Raw genomic sequence first — 20,147 nt, forward strand, 5'->3', positions numbered from 1 at the left:
GAAAGCCGGCCGCCCCCGATTGGGGGAGCGGCCGGCGATCATGCTGCGGTCAGGTGAACCGGTGAACTAGCGCTGCTCGCGCCGTTCGCCTTCTTCACCCTGCTGGCGGCGATTGCGCTCTTCGTCCTGCTGCTGCTGGCGCGAGCGGTTTGCGTCCTGCTCGCCCTGCTGGCGATTGGCCCCATCGCGCTGACCGCCGCCCTGCTGTTCAGCCTGACGGTTGCGGTCCTGATCCTGGTTCTGATTCTGGTTCGGACGATTTTCCATGGGGAGACTCCTCTCTTCACGCCCTTGATCGGGCATGAAGGAAGAATGGATGCAGCGGCCCCGATGTTCCGCCGCTTGCGCCGGGGTGACGGGCTGGCCGGGCAGAGCGCGGGAGTCGTGCATGGCCAGCGGCGAAGCGTCGGGGCCATTCCGGATACGGCGACGTGGCGGAGATCAATCCTTCTCCCGCTGGTGCAGCTTGGATGAGGGTGCCCGCGAGTCTGTTAGACTCGAAACCCTCACCCAACTCCGGCTAGGCCGGTTCCGGCCAAGCCTGCGTATCCCTCTCCCCAGCGGGAGAGGGCTTTGGGCTGCTTCCCACCCCAACTCGCCAATATTTGTCGTTCCAGGCACGACAACATTGCGGTCATCCCCAACCTCCGTTCGTCCTGAGCTTGTCGAAGGACACGGGAAACCGTCAGCCCCATATCCCTTTGTTGGGCAAGCGCCAGTGCGTGTCCTTCGACAAGCTCAGGATGAGCGGGTGTGGCGAGGGGATAAGAATTTCGCCCACTCCTCGCCCCAAACCTGCCAATGTTGTCGTTCCGGAAACGACAACATTGCGGACATAGCCCCCAGCTGGCATTCTCAGCCCCTGCGCAGAGCAACGGGAATATACCAATGAGCGAAGACAAATGGAAAGGTTCTCCATACGTCATAACAGCCATGGCAATTCTTCTCACGGTTCTTCTCTTTCATGAATTTGGTAGAGAAGGTCCGTTTGGTATAAAAATATTGATGGGCGTAATTCTAATCGGATTGGTAGTTGGAGCCTTTTTCATTTCCCGATTTGTGAAAAACAACTGGAATGAAATTGGCGAAGCACGCTTTGATACAACCGGTAAGAAGTCACCACCCACAGACGATCGCCAGACTAAGGATTAAGGTCCGCTTTCTACAACAATGCTGCCGAAAGCCGCCTTACCGGACACGACAACATACCGGACGTTCTTGGGCGGAGTTATTGGCTCCGCGAAGAACTGAGGGCAGGGGGAGTACGGTGCAATGGATATGTTTGCGGCAGGCGACGAGGATCGCTGGATGCTTCTTCAGCGTCTATCTGATGGTGGTCAGCCAATTGTTGTTCGCACCCGTATCAATCCTGAGATTCACGAGTTCGCGCGCTCGAATCGAATATCTGCAGTCATTTGTGACGTCGATCCGCCACTGGTGAGCGAGCACGGTATGCCGCTCTGTTTGGATGTGCTGTATGATCTTGAAGACAGGATTGTCGCTTTAGCTGATAGCCTTGGTAAAGCTTATCACACCGCAAGTGCCACGGGGGATGCTAGGCGCACAATCTACATCGCTCATTCTGCGGATACGAAGATCGAGAGCGTAGTAGATTTGATACAGGCCGAAGGAACGACAATCTGGACAACTGACGATTTTGCATTCGATAGTTACGAAGAATATGTCATTCCCACGCCCCTCGACATTCAAATTGACGGTGATCAGGGCGTGATATCCTCGTTGCAGAAGCACGGCGATAACGGGTCTGAGCCGAGAAAAATCGATTTCTGGTTCTACGGCGATCATTCGTCGTTGGAGAATCTGGCGAGAAGACTTGCCGGTGAAGGAATGGTGATTGACCACTGGCTCGATGGGGATCGCACAGGGCTAGTCTTGTCCGAGAATGCGCAGGCAACATTTGAACATTTCCAGGATTTAACACCAACTATCCTGGAAGCTTCGCAGGCAGCTGGCGTCGAATACGACGGGTGGGAAACCATGGTGCTAGCTACTGCTGTCGAAGAGTCCGCTCAACCTCCCCGAAAGTCTCTTTTGAAGCGCCTGTTTCGCAAGACCAAGGAATGATTCCAACTTCGATAAGCTCACCTGCGCATTGGGCAATGCCTGCTTCCCACCCCGTTCCTCTCATTTAGGCCGCAGGCCATACTCCCGGATATCAGACGCTCATTCACGTCCGAATTTGTCCACACCGCTAAGGTCAGTCCACTTCCGCCAGACCGTTGGCGTAAAGTTCGCCCACGCGGTGGCACGATGGTTGGTGCTGCTTGTCGCAGCCCCGGCGATACATCAGTTCGGCGGTGCCATAATCCGGTTTGCCGAGATCGCCGTTCTCCAGCATCTGACCGCCGATAACGCAGGCGTCGAAATATTCGAGATCGCAGGCAAGAGTGAAGGCCAGGAACGCCCCGGCTTTGTCTTTCGGCCCGCCCACGCCGTTGAATTGCAGTGCGCCGTAGTTGAAGCAGCCCAGCGCGTGGGACGATCCGCATGCCTCGCCGAAGGCCGCCCTTGCGCCGACCGGATCGGCCGGGCCGCCTCTGCCCTTGTCGAGATACTGGCCCAGCATCTCGCAGGCTGCGGGAAGGAACTGGGGCAGTTCCGTGCAGGCCCGCCGCAGCTTGGCGCGGGCCTGCACCTGATCCACCGGCCCGCCTGCGCCTTCACTCATGAACACTGCCACGCGATAACAGCCATCGACCGATCCGGCATCGCATGCCTCGCCAAAGGCCGCCCGCGCGCCCGCAGGATCGCCTGCGTTGAAGGCTTCGCGGCCCTTGGTCACGGCAGGATGCTCGGCCTCCTGCGCGGCGGCGGCCGCCGGCATGGCAACGGCCAGCAGAATTGCGAATAAGGCCTTCAGTCTCATGGGTGCCCCTCCCTGATCGGAAGCATCCTGCGGCAGGGGAGTGAATTGTCAATCGTGGGCGATGGACAGGCATGGGCGATGGACGGGCATGCGCGATGGGCAGGTTCGCCGTTCACACTCGACACATGAAGCCTGAATGACTAGGCGTGGCCACGCGAAAGGGGCCCGTGCAGTGAAGCTGATCATCGGCAACAAGAATTATTCGAGCTGGTCGCTGCGCGGCTGGCTGGCAGTCAAGCAGTCCGGGCTCCATTTCGAGGAGCTGACCGTCAACATCAATGGCGAGGACTGGGAAGAGGCCAAGCGCGAACAAGGCGATTTCGCACCCTCCGGCGGCAAGGTGCCGATCCTGTGGGACGGCGATGTGGTGATCTGGGACAGTCTGGCGATCCTCGAATATCTGGCCGACCGCGTTGGCCGGGATCGCTTCTGGCCCAAGGACGATGCCGCGCGCGGCATGGCCCGTTCGATGGTGGCGGAAATGCATTCCTCCTACCTGCCGCTGCGCCGCGCCATGCCGATGAATGTCCGCCGCCGCTTCGAAGGTGTGCAGCTGACGGACGAGGTAAAGGGCAACATCGTGCGCATCCTCACACTGTGGGCAGAGGCGCGGGCGCGGTTCGGCAAGGGCGGGCCGTTCCTGTTCGGCACCTTCTGCGCGGCCGATATCTTCTATGCCCCCATCGTCAGCCGTTTCCTGACCTATGGCATCGGGGTGCCCGGCTTTGCCGAGGCCTATATGCAGGCCCTGTGGGAGCATGAATGGATGCAGGCCTGGGTCAACGCGGCCGAGGACGAGCAATGGGTGATCGCCCAGTGGGACGCGCCGCCGGTCAGCGCCTGAGGATCATTTGATCCGGTCAGTGGGATAGGGCGTGCCGTCTCGGTGGAGATAACCGCCTTCGGTGAACACCATGTCGATATCGGAATAGGCGCCGCCCGTGCTCCGGTCACCGGCGCTGACCACCACGAAGCTGCAATCGGCCTCGCTCTCGTTGCGCAGATGGTGGCCATTGGTCCGGCCCATTGCCCAGGCGGCGACATCCCCGGCGCGCAGCACAATGCGGGCATCGTCCTCCACCAGCACGGCCTCGCCGCTCAGCATCACCAGCAACTCGTCCTCGCCCTCGTGCCAGTGGCGCTGGGAAGACCAGGCACCGGGCTTCAGCACCACATGGCTCGCCCCGAAGGCAGTCAGCCCGCCCGCCGGCGCCAGGCGCCGCCACCAGCGGCCCTCCACTTCCCGGTCGAAGGGCGCGGGATAGCCGGTGGCGTTGGATTGGGGGATGGCTTCGACGTCGAGCTTGGGCATGGCGGGGCGCTCCTCCTTGTATCGCCCGCGCATAGCCCATATGCGCTTGTCCAGCCATGACAGAACCATCCGCGAACGTCGTCGATCTTGCCGCCGCGCTGATCGCCTGCCCCTCCGTCACCCCGGCTACGGGCGCGGTGTTCGATTGCCTTGAGGCAATGCTCGAACCGTTGGGTTTCGCGGTCCATCGCTTCATCGCGGGGGAGCCGCCTGCCGGGCCGGTGGAGAACCTCTTCGCCATCCGCAAGGGGCCGGAAGGATCGAAGCACTTCGCCTTCGCCGGCCATGTCGACGTGGTGCCCGCGGGCGAGGGCTGGACGGGCGATCCCTTCACGCCGGAAGTTCGCGCCATGCCGGGCGGGGACCTGCTCTACGGGCGCGGGGCAGTGGACATGAAGGGCGCGGTCGCTGCGATGATCGCGGCGCTGCACGATATTCCGGCCGATGCCGGGACGGTCAGCCTCATCATCACCGGCGACGAGGAGGGCGAGGCGATGCACGGCACGCGCGCCCTGATCGATCACATGCGTGTAGTTAGTGAAATTCCCGACCTCTGCCTGGTGGGCGAACCGACTTCGGTGAACCGGCTGGGCGACATGATGAAGATCGGCCGCCGCGGGTCGATCAACGCCTGGTTCGAGGTGGAAGGGCGTGAAGGCCATGTCGCCTATCCCCATCTGGCCGATAATCCGATCCCGCGCCTTGTCGCCCTGATGGCCGATCTGGATGCGATGGAACTGGATAATGGCAATGACTGGTTCCAGCCCTCCAATCTCGAAATCACCGAGATCACTGTGGGCAATCCGGCTACCAATGTGATCCCGCCCCGCGCCAGCGCCCGTATTTCGATCCGTTTCAACGATACGCATACGGGTGCGGACCTGTCGCGCCGGGTCAGCGAGATCGCTCACCGCCACGGTGCCAGCGCGCGCCCGATCATTTATGGCGAGCCTTTCCTGACCCCGCCGGGCGCCTTTTCGCAGATCATTGCCGATGCGGTGCAGGCGGAAACCGGCCTTACGCCCGAACCTTCCACCAGCGGCGGCACGTCGGATGCGCGGTTCCTGAAAGACCTGTGCCCGGTGATCGAATTCGGCCTGCTCAACGCCACGATGCACAAGCGCGACGAAGCCGTGGCGGTTGACGATCTGGAAACGCTGGTGCGGATCTATCGCAGAGTTGTGCTGGCCGCTCTGGGGGCTTGCTAAAAGTCTCCGTCATTGCGAGCGTAGCGAAGCAATCCAGGGGACGGTGCGCCGCGTTCTGGATCGCTAAGGGCCTTGGGTCCTCGCGATGACCAATTTGACTGACATGCCCCGGGGGAATCACGCATGACCGACGCTGCCGAAATGGCAAAGGAAGCCGCGCCGCTCGGCCATGGCAAGCTGCAGATGCGGATTCTGTTCGGCTTCCTGCTGGGGTTGGTCGGCGGACTGGCAGTGCACAGCTTCGCCGCCGATGCCGCCTGGGTCGATACGGTCGTGACCTATGTCACAGGACCCATTGGCCAAATTTTCCTGCGCCTGCTGTTCATGCTGGTGATCCCGCTGCTGTTTTCGGCGCTGGTGGTCGGCATTTCCGAGATGGGCGAGATTCGTTCGCTGCGGGCGATTGGGATCAGGACGCTGGTCTATACGGTGATTGTCTCGGGCATTGCCGTGGCGCTCTCGCTGGCGCTGGTGAACATTTTGAAGCCCGGCCAGGGCGTCAATCCCGCCGCTGCGCAGGAATTGCTGGAGCAGGGCAGGGAAAATGCCGCGGGCATCGTCGCCGCCTCCGCCGAAAGCGAGATGGGGGTGAGCCAGATCGTCGCCATCGTGCCCAACAATATCGTCGGCGCGATGAGCAATAACGATATCCTTGCGGTGATGTTCTTCGCCCTGTTCTTCGGCATCGGGCTGCTGCTGGTGAACACGCCGCGCACGGCGGTGCTGAAGGACGCGGTGGAAGGCGTGTTCGAAGTGGCCATGCGCCTGATCGGCATCGTCATCCAGCTCGCGCCGTTGGCGATCTTCTGCTTCATGTTCAACCTCTCCGCCCAGTTCGGCTGGGACCTGCTGGTGAAACTGGCGGCTTATGTGGGCGTGGTCGTGCTGGCGCTGGGCCTGCAGATGTTCGGCGTGTTCCCGGCGCTGCTGAAATTCGTTGCGGGCAAGAGCCCGGTCGCCTTCTTCCGCCAGACGCGGGAGGCGAGCGTGATGGCCTTCTCCACCGCCAGCTCCAACGCGACCCTGCCCACCTCGCTGCGGGTGGCGGAAGGCGGGTTGAAGCTGCCGCCGCGTATTGCACGCTTCGTGCTGACTATCGGCGCCACCGCCAACCAGAACGGCACGGCGATGTTCGAAGGGGTGACGGTGCTGTTCCTTGCCCAGTTCTTCGGCGTGGACCTGTCTCTGTCTGATCAGCTCTTCGTGATGCTGGTGTGTATCTTGGCGGGCATCGGTACGGCAGGGGTGCCGGGCGGATCGCTGCCGGTGATTGCGCTGATCTTGGGCGGCGTTGGCGTGCCGCCAGAAGGGATCGGCCTGATCCTTGGCGTCGACCGCTTCCTCGACATGTGCCGCACGACGCTCAACGTGGTGGGCGATCTGGTCTGCGCGCAGGTGATTTCTTCGCTGAGCGAGGGGGATGAGCACGCGGAAGCGTGAGCCCTCTCCGCTCGTCCTGAGCCTGTCGAAGGACGCGGGAGAGGGTTCCTGCTTTATCTGAGTTCAGCGAAGGCCCGACGAGCTTGGGGCAAAGGGCGGTGCGTGTCCTTCGACAGGCTCAGGACGAACGGAGTTTGGAGAAAGGGCGCGTTAGGCCCCTTACCCCTTCCGCCCTTTCGGAACCTCCAGCACCTTCGGCTTGAACCCGCATTGCTCCACCACCGGGCAGCGCCAGCATTCGGGCAGCCGCGCCTTGCAGGTGTAGCGGCCCAGCAGGATCAGCCAGTGATGCGCGTCGCGGCGGAAGGGCTGCGGCACGCGCTTTTCCAGCAGCGTCTCCACCTTCTCCACCGTCTTGCCCTTGGCGAGGCCGGTGCGGTTGGAAACGCGGAACACATGAGTGTCCACCGCGAAGGTTTCCGCTCCGAAGGCGCAGTTCATCACCACGTTGGCCGTCTTGCGGCCGACGCCGGGCAGAGTGACGAGCGTGTCGCGATCCTGCGGAACTTCGCCGCCGAAATCGCGCACCAATATCTCCGACAGGGCGATGACGTTCTTGGCCTTGGAATTGAACAGACCGATCGTCTTGATGTGCTCTTTCAGCCCGTCCTCCCCCAGTGTTACCATCTGGGCGGGGGTCTTCACTTTCTCGAACAGCGCGCGCGTTGCCTTGTTCACCCCGGCATCGGTCGCCTGTGCGGACAGGACCACGGCCACCAGCAGCTGATAGGTGTTGCCGAATTCGAGTTCCGTCTGAGGGGCAGGGTTCAGTTCCGCGAGGGCTGAGAAGAACGCGAAAATCTGGTCACGTGTCACGCCGGCTCTCTTCCACATCCATCAGGCGCTCGATTTCCTCTTCCACCTTGTTTTCCACTTCCTGCTCGATCCGGCGGGCCAGTTCGAGTTCGCGCTTCTTCTGCATCGCGTCGCTGAAGGCGGCCGCCATGATACCGGCGGGCATCGCAACCAGCGCCACCCCGCCCAAGGCGACGATAGCGGCCGTGAACTTGCCCAGCGGCGTGATCGGGATCGCATCGCCATAGCCCACGGTCGTCAAGGTGACGATAGCCCACCAGAGCGAGCGCGGGATGCTGCCGAACTGTTCCGGCTGCACGGTCCCTTCCGCCCAGTACATCGCCACTGCCCCGATCAGCAGCAGTGCCCAGGCAAGCGAGATCGTGACGATCAACTCGTAACGCCGGCCCCATACGGCAGCCGAGATTTCCTCGATCGCGTGGGAGAAGCGAGTGAATTTGGTCAGCGCCAGGATGCGGACCAGTCGCACCAGCCGCAGTGCGGCCGAATCGGCGATGAAGAAGGGCGCCAGTGAAGTCATCACGACGATCAGGTCGATGATCGCCAGGGGCGAGAAGACGAAGCGCAGGCGCTTGGCAGTGGCCGAGCCGGGACCGGGCGCGTCGGCTGCGCTCCACAGGCGGGCGAGATATTCGACCAGGAAGATGACGCCGAAGCCCATCTCTATGCCGATGATCAGGTCATGATGCTTGCCGGTGATCGTGGGCTCAGTGCCGATCACGGAAACCGTGACCGCTGCCAGGATCAGGATGACCAGCAGCAGGTTGACCAGCGACAGCTTGTCGCTGGTGCCTGCGCCCACGAACAGCTTCCTGTAAACCGTGTGGCGCAGGTGGCGCATGTCAGATTCCCAACACTTGCGGCATGGAATAGCGGCCCGGCGCCTTGCCGATCAGCCATCCTGCCGCCTTCACGGCGCCATGGGCAAAGATCATCCGGTTTTCGGCGAGGTGAGACAGAGTGATACGCTCTTCCTCGCCTGCAAGAATGACGGAATGCTCGCCCGCCACTGTGCCGCCACGCAAGGCGGCGAAGCCAATGGCGCCTGGGCGGCGTGCACCAGTGTGCCCGTCGCGCCCGCGTTCCGAATTGGGCGCAAGGTCGATCCCGCGCCCTGCGGCAGCGGCTTCGCCCAGCAGCAGGGCCGTGCCGGAGGGAGCATCCACCTTCATGCGGTGGTGCATCTCCACGATTTCGATGTCCCACTCGATCCCCAGCTTCGATGCCGCTTCGCGCACCAGATGGGCCAGCAGCGTGACGCCGAGCGAGGTATTGCCCGTCTGCAAGACAGGGATCGAGCGCGCGGCCGTATCGATTGCGGCGTGGTCGGCATCCGAAAGGCCGGTCGTGCCGATCAGGACGGGGATGCCTGCGTTGACCGCGGCATCGAGGCTCGCCCCCAGAGCGGCCGGAGCGGAAAAGTCGATCAGCACGTCACTGCGGGCAGCGAGATCCGCCGGATTGCCGCCGCGCCCGATGCCGCCCGCCAGCGTGTGGCCCGCCGCTTCGACTGCCACGGCCAGTGCCTTGCCCATGCGCCCTTCGCTGCCGATGATTCCGATACTGGTCATTGCCACTCCCTGTTACCGCGTGCTTCATGGTCGACATGAGCGACATCCGCAATATCGTGATCCTCACCGGGGCCGGCATTTCCGCCGAAAGCGGCCTGCGCACCTTCCGCGCGGAAGACGGGTTGTGGGAGGATCACAGGGTCGAGGACGTGGCGACGCCAGAGGCGTTCCGCCGCGATCCGGGCCTCGTCCAGCGATTCTATGACGAGCGGCGGGCAGGCGTGCTCGCTGCCTTGCCCAATCCGGCGCATGAGGCACTGGCGCGGCTGGACCGCGAGTGGGGCGGCGATCTGCTGATCGTCACCCAGAATATTGACGATCTGCACGAACGGGCCGGGGCCGACCGAGTGCTGCACATGCATGGCGAGGCACTGTCGGTCTGGTGCCAGGCCTGCGATGTGCGCCACCATTGGGAAGGCACTTTGCTCGATGCGCCGCCTTGCCCCTCCTGCGGGCAGGTCGCGATGCGGCCGGACATCGTGTGGTTCGGCGAGATGCCTTACCGGATGGACGAGATTTTCGCGGCGATCTCCCGCGCGGATTTGTTCGTTTCCATCGGCACGTCAGGCGCGGTCTATCCTGCGGCGGGCTTCGTCCAGCAGGCATCGAGCCACCGGGCACGGACGCTGGAACTCAATCTCGAACCGAGCCAGGGCTCACGTTGGTTCGATGAAACCCGGCTCGGTGCGGCCAGTGTGCTGGTGCCCGAATGGGTGAGCGAGGTTCTAGCCGATTGATCCTCCCCATCGGGGGAGGTGGCATCGCGCAGCGATGACGGAGGGGGTGCCTAATGGCACACCCCCAACCACCGTCCTTCGGACGGTCCCCCTCCCCCGGCGGGGGAGGATTTTAGGTGCCGCAAGCCCGGCAGCCCGGGTCCTTGGCGATGTTCAGCGTCCGCAGGGACGGCGTCAGCCCGTCGAGCAGATGCAGCTTGCCCCATTGCGGGTCGCCCAGCGGACTGACGCCGTCCAGCAGCACGCGCACGGCCTGCATGGTGGCGAAAGTGGCGGCCCAGCCCGCCATGGCACCCAGCATCCCGTCTTCGGCGCAAGTGTCGCAATCGTCGGCATCGAAGGCATCGCCCACATAACAGCGATAGCAGCTGTGCCCCTCGATATGCCCGGCAAAGGCCGCGACCTGCCCCTGGAAGCGGCCGACGGCGGCGCTGAGCAGCGGGACGGCGGCGGCCACGCAGGCATCGGACACGGCAAGGCGGGTGGCGAAATTGTCGCAGCCGTCGAGCACGAGGTCGGCCCCCTGGATCAGGGCGGGGGCGGTTTCCGGCGTCACGCGAATGGCAGCGGCCTGGCAGGCCACGGCGGGATCGAAACGAGCGAGCCATTCCTCGGCCCGCTCGACCTTCAACTGGCCGACATCCGCCTCGGCATAGATCGTCTGGCGCTGGAGATTGCTGGCATCGACCCGGTCGTCGTCGATCAGGGTGAGCCGGCCGATCCCGGCAGCGGCGAGATATTGCAGCGCGGGCGAACCGATCCCGCCCAGACCCACCAGCACGACATGCGAAGCGGCGAGCTTCATCTGCCCCGGGCCGCCGATCTCGGGCAGCACGATATGGCGGGCGAAGCGTTCGAGGCGATCCGGGGCAAGGCTCATCGCGCGTCTCTTACGCGCCCGGCGCCTTGGGCAGGCGTTCCTTGCGGAAGCCCACCAGGCCCAGCCACCATTGCGCGGCGATGATCGCGCCCTTGGCCGGCTGGAGGATCGCCAGCATGATTGCGGCGGCGAGCGGCAGCGCGATGGCGCCGACCGCCAGCATGGAAAGCTGAAAGTCCAGCACCAGCAGGATCAGCACGGGCGCCATGAGGTGCCCGGTGACGAGGATCGAGATATAGGGCGGGAAATCGTCGGCGCGCTGCAGCGTCCAGTCCTGCCCGCAGGCATAGCAGAAATCCACAGGCTTCAGCCATTTGCGGAACAGGGGCGCCTGTCCGCAACGCGGGCAGGTACAGCGCAGCCCGCCCCGGATCGCCGCCTCCAGATAAGTGGAGGGAAGCGTGCGGGGCAGCGGAGACTCGGCGATTTCGGTCATGGGGCGGCTTTATGCGCCCAATACCCCTCCTGTCGACAAGCCTGTCGAAAAGAGCTGCGTTTGCGGTGGAACCGGCGGCGCACAGTCTGTGCACACCGCCGGGAAAAGCGATCAGCTTTCCAGCTGCCTCAACAGGCTGCGCACATCGCCGTCCATGTCGGCATCGCGCTTGCGCAGGTCCTCGATCAGGCGGACCGCATGGATCACGGTCGAGTGATCGCGGCCGCCGAACTTGCGCCCGATCTCCGGATAGGAGCGGGGCGTCAGCACCTTGGCGAGATACATCGCCACCTGACGGGGGCGAACCACTGCGCGCGCGCGGCGCTTGGAGGACATTTCCGCCCGGTCGACCCGGTAGAACTGGCAGACCGTGCGCTGGATCTCGTCGATCGTGATGCGCTTGCGGTTGGCCGAAAGGATATCGGTCAGCTGTTCCTCGGCCAGCTGGAGGGAAACCTCCTGCCCGGTAAGCTGCGCATAGGCGATCAGCTTGTTGAGGCCGCCCACCAGCTCGCGCACGTTACGATTGATGGTACGGGCGAGGAATTCGATCACGTCTGCCGGAACTTCCAGCGGAGCGAACTTCGTCAGCTTCGAATCGAGGATCGAGCGGCGCAGTTCGATGTCCGCGGGCTGGATGTCGGCGACGAGGCCCATGGACAGGCGCGAGAGGAGGCGCTGTTCCACGCCGTCCAGCGCCTGCGGGGCGCGGTCGGCGGCGAAGACCAGTCGCTTGCCCTCGGCCAGCAGCGCGTCGATCGTATAGAGCAGTTCTTCCTGGGCGGAGGCCTTGCCGATGATGAACTGGATATCGTCCACCAGCAGCAGGTCGAAGCCGCGCAGGCGCGCCTTGAACTCGATCATCTCGTTCTGGCGCAGGGCCGAGACGAATTCGACCATGAACCGCTCTGCCGAGCAGTAGAAGATTCGCGCACGCGGGTGGGCTGCCAGATAGGCGTGGCCGATGGCGTGCAGCAGGTGAGTCTTGCCCTGGCCGGTAGCGGCTTTGAGGTAGAGCGGGCTGAACTGCGGCTGTTCCACCTTCGCCATGCGCTCGGCCGCATTGAAGGCCAGCACATTGGTGGTGCCCGTCACGAAGGCGCCGAAGGTCAGGCTGGGGTCGAGGCCGACCGAGGCCGTGAAACCGGAATCGCCGATCGTGCCCGCGCCCAGCGCGGCAAAGCTGTCCATTGCCGCATCATTGGCGGCGCGGCCGAAGCTGTCCTGCCCGCCCAGCGTCACTTCCGGCAGCTGGCGGCGGCCGGGGTGCACGCCGATGCGTACCTGGCGCACTTCGCTGCGCGCGATCTTCCACGCGAGCGAAAGCCGGTCCGCAAAGCGGTCGGCCACCCAGTTCGCGGAGAACTCGGTCGGCAGGAAGAGGTTGAGCGTGCCGGTATCCTTGCAGAAGCTGCCCAGCTGGATCGGCTTGATCCATTGGCTATGGAGCTGATGTCCAAGGTCTTTTCGAAGGCCCTGGCTGATGTCTGCCCAGTCGGCCGCGAGGTCCAGCGCCTCCTGGTCTTCGGTCATATCATCGTCGCCCTTGCGCTTCCTAGCTGACGCAGCCGTTCGGTCTGCATGTGGTCCCATCCGAATCATCTACCGCCCCATCCCTCAGTATCCGGTGATTGATTCCCAAACAGATAGCTTTCGCGCGAACACGTTTGCCCGCACTTCGGAGCGTAAAGCTCCGCCAAGCCCCGATCCCCCCAAGACCAGAGCCCGATTGCTATCATCGCGACTTGTTGATGCCCCCAACGGACTCGCCGTGGGCCTGGGCCGATTTATGAACCCAGCGCCGAAATGGGCAAGGGGTGCCCCCGTAAAAAAAGTGAAATAATGAGTCTTGACTCGCGAAGGGGCGCGGACTTGCGTGTAAGTGGCTGATTTCCGCCATTTTCGAGCCCTCAGAAGATAGTCTGAAGATGCGAATCGTGGGAATACCGGTACTTACGCCAAAATGTAATATTCGCCCCTCGCAGGTGCGAAAAAGGCCGGCGCGAAACGCACCGGCCTTGTTCATTTTGTGTTCCTGCCAACCGCCTTCCGGCGGGGAGGCGAATCAGAGAGAAGCGATTCGCTTGGTCAGGCGCGACATCTTCCGAGCCGCAGTATTCTTGTGCAGCACGCCGCGAGCGACACCGCGAGCCAGTTCCGGCTGAGCGCTCTTCAGCGCATCGGCGGCGGCGGTCTTGTCGCCACCCGCGATGGCGGCTTCCACCTTCTTCACGAAGGTGCGGATGCGGCTCATGCGCGCGCCGTTGATTTCGGCGCGGTTGGCGTTGCGACGGATGCGCTTGCGTGCTTGCGGCGTATTGGCCATCTTCGTCCTCTGTCGGGCCGCTCAGCTCGCGGCCGGAATCCTAAATCGAAAAACTTGCGAAAACGGCAGTTGCCCGCCGGAAAGCGGCGCCCTTAACTGCGCAGGCCCGAATCGTCAACCTATACTCGCCTCAGGTGCCGGCGGTGCCTTGCATCGGTTCACTTCTGGCAGGAAGGACAATACCAGCTGCTGCGCCCGCCCTGTACGATACGCTTCACTGTTCCGCCACAGCGGCGGCATTCTTCGGCCTCTCGCCCATAGACGTCGAAGCGGGTGGCGAAATAGCCCAGCTCGCCATCGGGCCGGGCATAATCGCGCAGGGTGGACCCACCATCGGCAATCGATTCGGTGAGCACCGTTTTGATCGCGGGCACCAGCCGTTCGAGGGCTGCGGCAGAGATCGTGCCGCCCGCTCGCACCGGGCTGATCCCCGAACGGTAGAGCGCCTCGCACACGTAGATATTGCCCAGCCCGGCAACGATCCGCTGGTCGAGCAGCAGGAGCTTGATGGCCTGCTTGCGCCCCGCCAGCGCTGCCCGCAGATGTGCCGGGGTCAATTCCTCGCCCAGCGGTTCCGGACCCATGGCGGCGAATTGCGGCCAGGCTTCCAGTTTTGCCGTGTCGACAAGGTCCACCGAGCCGAAGCGCCGCGCATCGTTGAGCGCGAAGAGATGGCCCGCAGTCTCGATCACCAGATGGTCGTGCTTGCCCAGTTCGGCAGGATCGATCCGCCAGCGCCCGCTCATGCCCAGATGGAACACCATCGTCTGGTCGCGGTCGGTGTGGATCAGGCCATATTTGGCCCGCCTGCCGAGTTCCGTCACCCTCGCGCCCGTCAGCGTCTGGACCAGGGCGGGCGGGAAGGGGCGCCGCAGATCGGGCCGGTTGACGGCCACGCACTCGATCCGCTCCCCTTCGAGGAAGCGGGCAAGGCCGCGCACGGTGGTTTCGACTTCGGGCAGTTCCGGCATGGCCTGCATCTAGGTCCATGTGCCCGGCTTGTCATCACAGTCAGCTTTTCGTGCGCATGGGACCCTCGCCAAGCAGGGTTTCGCTGCTTATGGCACTGCCATGTCCTCTGCCGACCAAGCTTCGTCGTCCCATCTGCGCGCCTTTGCCATGCTGGGGCTGGTGATGTTCTTCTGGGCCGGCAATTCGATCATCGGCCGCGCGGTCCATGAAGACATCCCGCCCTTCACTCTGGCCTTCGTGCGCTGGACCTGCGCTTCCTTGCTGTTGCTGCCTTTCGCGGCCGGATCGGTGTGGAAAGACCGGGCCGCGCTGCTGAGCGGCTGGAAGATGGTGCTGCTGCTGGGCGTGATCGGCATCGCCACATTCAACGGCTTGCTCTATGTCGGGCTCGGCTACACCACCGCCAGCAACGCGCTGCTGCTGCAGGCGGCGATCCCGGCGCTGGTGGTTGTGTTCGACCTGCTGCTGTTCCGCACTCGCCCCGATCCGCGCCAGGCCGCCGGGGTGGCGCTTTCCATCCTTGGCGTGGTCGCGATCGTGTTCGAGGGCGATCCCCATGCCGCGATGCGCCTGCATTTCGGGCTGGGCGACGCGCTGGTGATGATGGCGGTGGTGGCCTGGGCGCTTTACACCGTGCTGCTGCGCCTGCGCCCTGTAACGGCGCCGGAGAGCTTCGTGGCGGTCACGTTCTGGGTCGGCGTGGTGGCGATGGCGCCGCTGGCCGCCATGGAATGGATTGACGGCAAGCATGTGAACTGGAGCTGGGGCACGGTGGGCGCCTTTGCCTATGTCTCGATCCTGCCGTCGCTGGTTTCCTACTTCATCTATAATTGGGCGACCGGGAAGGTCGGCCCGGCCCGCGCGGGGCAGGCAATCACGCTGATGCCGCTGTTCGGCGCGCTTCTTTCCGCGCTGATCCTGGGCGAGAAGCTCTATTCCTATCACTGGGCAGGCATGGCCCTGATCCTGGCCGGGATCGTTGTTTCGGCACTGGCCCTGCGGCACAAAGGTTCGGCTGGCGCCACGCGGGACTGACCGCTAGAGGGCTTTGCATGAGCGAACAGGTATCCTTCGGCTACGAAGAGGTGAGCCCGGAAGAGAAGACCCGGCGTGTAGGCGCGGTGTTCTCCAATGTGGCGGCGAAATACGACATCATGAACGATGCCATGTCGGGCGGCATGCATCGTTTGTGGAAGGATCGTTTCGTGCGCCGGGTGAAGCCGCAGCCGGGCGAGCAGATCCTCGACATGGCGGGCGGTACGGGCGACATCGCCTTCCGCATGGCCGAGCGCGGGGCAATCGTGACCGTGTCCGACATCAATCAGGACATGCTGGATGTCGGCATCGAGCGAGCGATGAAACGGGGCCTCGATGAACTCGTCTGGTCGCGCCAGAATGCCGAGGAACTGAGCTTCCCCAGCCGTTTCTTCGATGCCTACACCATCGCTTTCGGCATCCGGAACGTCACCCGGATCGATAAGGCGCTGGCCGAGGCCTATCGCGTGCTGAAATTCGGCGGGCGGTTCTACTGCCTTGAATTCTCGACGACCGAATGGCCGGGCTTCAAGGAGGTGTATGACCTCTATTCGCACAAGCTCGTCCCGCAGATCGGCAAGGCGATCGCCCATGACGAGGGAAGCTATCGCTACCTCATCGAATCGATCCGCCGCTTCCCGCCCATGCCCGAATTCGAACAGATGATCCGCGATGCCGGTTTCACCCAGACCCGGGTGGAACCGATCCTCGGCGGGCTGGTGGCGATCCATTCGGGGTGGAAGGTATAGGGTGACCAGCCCCGCTACCCATATTGTCCGGCTCCTCTCCTGGGGCCGCACGCTGGCGCGGCACGGGGCCCTGCGCGGGATCGAGCGCGATCCCAACACGCCCGCCCCGGTACGGCGGCTGGCCAAGGTCGCCCGTTTCGGCACGTTCCAGCCGCGCGAGCCTGACTATTCCAGCGCCTTCAAGGCCATCGGCCCGGCGGCAATCAAGCTGGGCCAGTCGCTCGCCACCCGGCCCGACCTGGTGGGCGAGGATGCGGCGAACAATCTGCTCAGCCTGCAGGACAGCCTGCCGCCGGTGCCTTTCGAGGCGATACGGCGCGCGATCGAGGGCAGTTTCGGTCAGCCGCTCGAAGCCCTGTTCGCCAGTGTCGATCCCGATCCGGTGGGCGCCGCGTCCATCGCACAGGTCCACAAGGGCGTGACGATCGATGGGCGCACCGTGGCGATCAAGGTGCTGCGCCCCGGCATTCGCCGCCGGTTCGAGCGCGATATCGAGACCTATGAATGGGCGGCGGCCCATCTGGAGGCCTTGGGCGGCGAGGCGGCGCGCCTGCGCCCGCGCCTGACCATCGAGAATTTCCGCCGCTGGACCGCGCGCGAACTGGATTTGCGGCGCGAGGCAGCCTCCGCCAGCGAACTGGCCGCTGCGATGAAGGGCTTCGAAGGTTATCGCGTGCCCGAGATCGACTGGGATCGCACCAATGGCCGGGTGATGACCGTCGAGTGGATCGACGGGGTCAAGATCAGCGATATCGAGGCCCTGAAGGCGGCCGGGCACGATCTGCCCAAGCTGTCGAGCAGGCTGGTCCTGGCTTTCCTTACCCAGGCGATCAGCGCCGGTTTCTTCCATGCCGACATGCATCAGGGGAACCTGTTCGTGACGGCCGACGGCACCATCGTGGCCATCGATTTCGGCATCATGGGCCGGATCGACCGGCGTGCCCGGCAATGGCTGGCCGAGATTCTCTATGGCCTCACCACGGGCGATTACCGCCGCGTGGCCGAGATCCATTTCGAGGCGCAATATGTGCCCAGCTATCACTCGGTAGACGAATTCGCGACCGCGCTGCGCGCTGTGGGCGAGCCGATGCGCGGCAAGCCGGTGAGCGAGTTGTCCGTGGGCCAGATGCTCGACGGGCTGTTCGCCATCACGCGCGATTTCGACATGCAGACCCAGCCGCATCTGCTGCTGCTGCAAAAGACCATGGTGATGGTGGAAGGCGTGGCCACTCAGCTCAATCCCGCGATCAACATGTGGGATGTCGCCGCGCCTTTCGTGCGCAGCTGGATTCGCGACGAGCTTGGCCCCGAGGCAATGCTGGCCGACCGGCTGCGCGAGGATTTCAAGACCCTGCTGCGCCTGCCCGATCTGCTGCGACGGCTGGAGGAACGCTTCCCCGCCAAGGGCGGCGCGCCCGAAGCGCCCCCGCTCGAGCCGGTGCCGCTCATCTGGGAACGGCGTAGCGAACGGCGCTGGCCGGGCTATCTGGTCGCTGCAATCGCAGGTGGGGTGGCAATCTGGGCGGCCAGTCTCGCCGGATGGCTTTCCTGATCGAAGCGGCACGCCTGTCGCCTGCCCGGCACGGGGTATGGATCGACAGGCCGCTGGCCAGTCTTCCGCGCCCGGCCGCGATCCTGCTGCTCGTGGCGCTGGTCGCAGCCTGCCTGTGGAGCATTCCCGGAACCGGCACACTGATGCGCGCGGGCGATGCCCGCATTACAGCACAGCACTCTGCCGAGCCGGGGGGCGGAACGGGCGACCTTGATCTCTATCGCGCGATCAATGCCCGCATGGCGCAGGGCGAGGGTTACTATCAGGCCGCCATTTCGCAGCATCTGGCGGATGGTTATCCCACGCGGCCCTTCTTCACTGTCCGTTCGCCCGTGCTTGCCGAAGGCACTGTGCTGTTTGGGGGCGCGTTCTGGCGGATCGCGGCTACCCTTGCCCTGGGGCTTTCGCTGATCGGCCTGATGGGGCTGCGGCAGGGTGCCTTACGTCCGCTGGAACGGACAGGTGCGGCGCTCGTGCTGGTCCTGTGCGGTTTCGGGGCGTTTCTGGACATTGCCGGTCTGGTGCACGAACTTGTTGCCGGGCTGTTTCTCTCTGCCGCGTTGCTGCTCTATCGGCCGGGCCGCTGGTGGCCCAGCCTTGTGCTCGCGGCCGTTGCACTGGCGGTACGGGAACTGGCTTTGCCCTTTCTGCTGCTGTGGCTGGTCTTCGCCCCGATCGAGCGCCGCAAGGGCGAAGCGCTGGCCGTGCTTGGCGTGATCGCAGCCTTCGCAATCGGCATGGCATTCCATGCGGAAGCGGTAAGCGCATTGCGCCCGCCCCTTGCTCCGGCGTCGCAGGGCTGGTCCGGCCTGCTGGGACCCCAGGCATTCCTTGCGGCGGTGGTGCGGCTGACACCGCTATCTTCCCTTCCCTTGTGGCTTGCAGCGCCTTTGGCCTTGCTTCCGCTTATCGGCTGGATCGGCCTTGGCGGAAGGCTGGGCTGGTTCGCCGCGCTGTGGTTCGCGGGGTTCGCCGTGGCTATGGCCGTGTTCTCCCGGCCGGAGAACTTCTATTGGGGGGCAATGGTCCTGCCCGCCTATGGCGCGGGCCTGGCCTTCGTGCCGCGCGCCATTGCCGCCTTGCTCGCCGCAGCGCGCGTAGAGGGGCGGGCATGAGCGTCGGCTCCAACTGGAAACGCTTTGCCAATTGGCCGCAACTGCCCGCGCGGCTGACATTGGCGGTGGTGCTGGCCCTGCTGTTGCTGGCGGCCCTGCCGCTGCCGGGCGGATCGCCCATGGCCACCGGCTCCGACGTGCAGACTATTCTTTCGGAAGGAAACGCGGCCCAAAAGGACGCGGATATCGCGCTCTATGAAAGGATCGTGGAGCGTGTGGCGGCGGGAGAACCCTATCACAAAGTGGCAGTGGAAGAGCAGCGTGCGCGCAACTTCCCGATCACGCCTGGCGCGGCGGTGCGCCTCCCCACCCTTGCGACCCTGAGCGCGTGGCTGGGCCCTGTTGGCACATATGGCACGGCGGCACTGCTGGGAGGCGCGACATTGCTGGCATGGTGGCGCAGGTTAGGAGTGGAGCCCGGCGGATTGCCGCACCGCCCGATTGCCATGATGCTGCTGGTCGTCGGAATGGCGATGGGGCTGAAGCCGCAATATCTTGCCTTGCACGAAGTCTGGGCGGGCACGTTGCTGGCGCTCTCCTTCGCGCTTCATCGCGGTGAGCGCTGGATCGGCTCATTTGCCGCGGCGGCGCTGGCACTGGCAATTCGCGAGCACGCCTTGCCCTTCGTCTTGCTGATGGGGGCATTTGCCCTGTGGAGGCGCCGCTGGGTTGAACTCGCGTGCTGGGCGTTGCTGTGCGGGGCCTTCCTTGTTGCGATGTGGGGCCATCTGGGCGTGGTGGGCGATCTAGTGAGGCCCGAGGACCGGCCGTCGCCTGCATGGCTGGTCATGCGCGGGCTGACGGGCTTCACCTCCAATGTCATTCACTCTTCCAGCCTGCATTTCCTGCCCCATGTCCTTGCCGGGCCGCTTGCGGTGTTGCCGCTGCTCGGCTGGGCGGGGTGGAAATCGCAGGCGGGGGCCTTCGGCACGCTGCTCTTTGCCGGATACGCCCTGCTGTTCATGGTCGCCGGACGCGACAACAATTTTTACTGGGCGCTGATGATCACGCCCGCCTATTTCATGGGCCTGGCCTTCGTGCCCATGGCGCTGCGCACGCTCTGGCACAGCGCGCAAGGCAGGCTGCGCGGAACAAGCCCCTTGTGAGGTGA

The 20,147-nt window shown here is 64.1% G+C and carries 22 protein-coding genes; 11 read left to right on the forward strand and 11 right to left on the reverse strand.

From position 1 onward, the window contains the following. Positions 1 to 66: 66 nt before the first annotated feature. On the reverse strand, positions 67 to 267 hold the full coding sequence (locus WFP36_RS08785) for a hypothetical protein (RefSeq protein WP_336979736.1): 201 nt from the start codon (positions 265 to 267) through the stop codon (positions 67 to 69). A gap of 621 nt (positions 268 to 888) precedes the next feature. On the opposite strand from WFP36_RS08785, the gene WFP36_RS08790 reads away from it, so the two are divergent. Both WFP36_RS08790 and WFP36_RS08795 read left to right on the forward strand, forming a co-directional pair. Beyond that, entirely contained in the window at positions 889 to 1,152 is a 264-nt protein-coding gene (locus WFP36_RS08790; protein WP_336979738.1) for a hypothetical protein, read from the forward strand. A 120-nt stretch (positions 1,153 to 1,272) separates the two neighbouring features. Continuing rightward, entirely contained in the window at positions 1,273 to 2,085 is an 813-nt protein-coding gene (locus tag WFP36_RS08795; protein ID WP_336979740.1) for a ribonuclease E inhibitor RraB, read from the forward strand. 133 nt (positions 2,086 to 2,218) lie between these two features. On the opposite strand, the gene WFP36_RS08800 is transcribed toward WFP36_RS08795, so the two are convergent. Further along, positions 2,219 to 2,887, reverse strand: coding sequence for a tetratricopeptide repeat protein (locus tag WFP36_RS08800; protein ID WP_336979741.1), 669 nt, complete (start codon positions 2,885 to 2,887; stop codon positions 2,219 to 2,221). A gap of 172 nt (positions 2,888 to 3,059) precedes the next feature. Here WFP36_RS08800 and WFP36_RS08805 point away from each other — a divergent pair, with 172 nt between their 5' ends. Continuing rightward, on the forward strand, positions 3,060 to 3,731 hold the full coding sequence (locus WFP36_RS08805; RefSeq protein ID WP_336979743.1) for a glutathione S-transferase family protein: 672 nt from the start codon (positions 3,060 to 3,062) through the stop codon (positions 3,729 to 3,731). Between the two features lie 3 nt (positions 3,732 to 3,734). Here WFP36_RS08805 and WFP36_RS08810 read toward each other — a convergent pair whose 3' ends face one another. Next, a complete protein-coding gene (locus WFP36_RS08810) occupies positions 3,735 to 4,199 on the reverse strand; it encodes a cupin domain-containing protein (protein ID WP_336979745.1) in 465 nt (154 codons plus the stop codon). Between the two features lie 56 nt (positions 4,200 to 4,255). Between WFP36_RS08810 and dapE the strand changes: the two genes are divergently transcribed. Both dapE and WFP36_RS08820 read left to right on the forward strand, forming a co-directional pair. Next, positions 4,256 to 5,407: a succinyl-diaminopimelate desuccinylase gene (gene dapE / locus WFP36_RS08815; protein ID WP_336979747.1), complete on the forward strand. Its 1,152-nt coding sequence runs from the start codon at positions 4,256 to 4,258 to the stop codon at positions 5,405 to 5,407. Between the two features lie 123 nt (positions 5,408 to 5,530). Next, positions 5,531 to 6,847 carry a dicarboxylate/amino acid:cation symporter gene (locus WFP36_RS08820; RefSeq protein WP_336979748.1) on the forward strand — a complete coding sequence of 439 codons (1,317 nt, stop codon included), beginning with the start codon at positions 5,531 to 5,533 and terminating at the stop codon, positions 6,845 to 6,847. 159 nt (positions 6,848 to 7,006) lie between these two features. Here WFP36_RS08820 and nth read toward each other — a convergent pair whose 3' ends face one another. The 3 genes from nth to dapB are packed head-to-tail and all read right to left on the reverse strand — an operon-like array spanning position 7,007 to position 9,234. Beyond that, positions 7,007 to 7,663, reverse strand: coding sequence for an endonuclease III (gene nth, locus WFP36_RS08825; protein ID WP_336979750.1), 657 nt, complete (start codon positions 7,661 to 7,663; stop codon positions 7,007 to 7,009). Then, positions 7,653 to 8,504, reverse strand: coding sequence for an ion transporter (locus WFP36_RS08830; RefSeq protein WP_336979752.1), 852 nt, complete (start codon positions 8,502 to 8,504; stop codon positions 7,653 to 7,655). Before WFP36_RS08830 ends, nth begins: the two co-directional genes overlap by 11 nt. Before the next feature lies 1 nt (position 8,505). Continuing rightward, positions 8,506 to 9,234, reverse strand: coding sequence for a 4-hydroxy-tetrahydrodipicolinate reductase (gene dapB / locus WFP36_RS08835; protein ID WP_336979754.1), 729 nt, complete (start codon positions 9,232 to 9,234; stop codon positions 8,506 to 8,508). 35 nt (positions 9,235 to 9,269) lie between these two features. Here dapB and WFP36_RS08840 point away from each other — a divergent pair, with 35 nt between their 5' ends. Next, positions 9,270 to 9,971, forward strand: coding sequence for an NAD-dependent deacylase (locus WFP36_RS08840; protein WP_336979756.1), 702 nt, complete (start codon positions 9,270 to 9,272; stop codon positions 9,969 to 9,971). Between the two features lie 112 nt (positions 9,972 to 10,083). Here the strand turns inward: WFP36_RS08840 and WFP36_RS08845 are convergent, their stop codons facing one another. The 5 genes from WFP36_RS08845 to mutM all read right to left on the reverse strand — a co-directional run bounded on the left by WFP36_RS08845 (position 10,084) and on the right by mutM (position 14,584). Continuing rightward, complete coding sequence (locus WFP36_RS08845) at positions 10,084 to 10,851, reverse strand: HesA/MoeB/ThiF family protein (RefSeq protein WP_336979758.1); 768 nt, start codon at positions 10,849 to 10,851, stop codon at positions 10,084 to 10,086. A 10-nt stretch (positions 10,852 to 10,861) separates the two neighbouring features. Continuing rightward, positions 10,862 to 11,287: a DUF983 domain-containing protein gene (locus WFP36_RS08850; protein ID WP_336979759.1), complete on the reverse strand. Its 426-nt coding sequence runs from the start codon at positions 11,285 to 11,287 to the stop codon at positions 10,862 to 10,864. Between the two features lie 111 nt (positions 11,288 to 11,398). Next, the gene (gene dnaA, locus WFP36_RS08855) at positions 11,399 to 12,820 is read right to left on the reverse strand and encodes a chromosomal replication initiator protein DnaA (RefSeq protein WP_336979760.1); all 1,422 of its coding nucleotides are present in this window, start codon (positions 12,818 to 12,820) and stop codon (positions 11,399 to 11,401) included. Positions 12,821 to 13,352: 532 nt separating this feature from the next. Beyond that, positions 13,353 to 13,613, reverse strand: a complete 261-nt coding sequence (gene rpsT / locus WFP36_RS08860; RefSeq protein WP_336979761.1) for a 30S ribosomal protein S20 — start codon at positions 13,611 to 13,613, stop codon at positions 13,353 to 13,355. A gap of 158 nt (positions 13,614 to 13,771) precedes the next feature. Then, a complete protein-coding gene (mutM, locus tag WFP36_RS08865) occupies positions 13,772 to 14,584 on the reverse strand; it encodes a bifunctional DNA-formamidopyrimidine glycosylase/DNA-(apurinic or apyrimidinic site) lyase (RefSeq protein ID WP_336979763.1) in 813 nt (270 codons plus the stop codon). 100 nt (positions 14,585 to 14,684) lie between these two features. Between mutM and WFP36_RS08870 the strand changes: the two genes are divergently transcribed. The 5 genes from WFP36_RS08870 to WFP36_RS08890 are packed head-to-tail and all read left to right on the forward strand — an operon-like array spanning position 14,685 to position 20,142. Further along, complete coding sequence (locus WFP36_RS08870) at positions 14,685 to 15,620, forward strand: DMT family transporter (RefSeq protein WP_336979764.1); 936 nt, start codon at positions 14,685 to 14,687, stop codon at positions 15,618 to 15,620. Positions 15,621 to 15,637: 17 nt separating this feature from the next. Continuing rightward, positions 15,638 to 16,369 (forward strand): class I SAM-dependent methyltransferase, encoded by a 732-nt coding sequence (locus WFP36_RS08875; protein ID WP_336979766.1) that lies wholly within the window; start codon positions 15,638 to 15,640, stop codon positions 16,367 to 16,369. Position 16,370: 1 nt separating this feature from the next. Further along, complete coding sequence (gene ubiB, locus WFP36_RS08880) at positions 16,371 to 17,921, forward strand: 2-polyprenylphenol 6-hydroxylase (RefSeq protein WP_336979768.1); 1,551 nt, start codon at positions 16,371 to 16,373, stop codon at positions 17,919 to 17,921. Then, positions 17,909 to 19,036: a hypothetical protein gene (locus WFP36_RS08885; RefSeq protein WP_336979770.1), complete on the forward strand. Its 1,128-nt coding sequence runs from the start codon at positions 17,909 to 17,911 to the stop codon at positions 19,034 to 19,036. The genes ubiB and WFP36_RS08885 overlap by 13 nt, the downstream gene beginning before the upstream one ends. Further along, on the forward strand, positions 19,033 to 20,142 hold the full coding sequence (locus tag WFP36_RS08890) for a hypothetical protein (protein ID WP_336979772.1): 1,110 nt from the start codon (positions 19,033 to 19,035) through the stop codon (positions 20,140 to 20,142). The genes WFP36_RS08885 and WFP36_RS08890 overlap by 4 nt, the downstream gene beginning before the upstream one ends. The last annotated feature ends 5 nt before the right edge of the window (positions 20,143 to 20,147 follow it).

The sequence above is a fragment of the Fulverythrobacter fulvus genome (assembly GCF_037154085.1).
Taxonomy (GTDB): domain Bacteria; phylum Pseudomonadota; class Alphaproteobacteria; order Sphingomonadales; family Sphingomonadaceae; genus Andeanibacterium; species Andeanibacterium fulvum.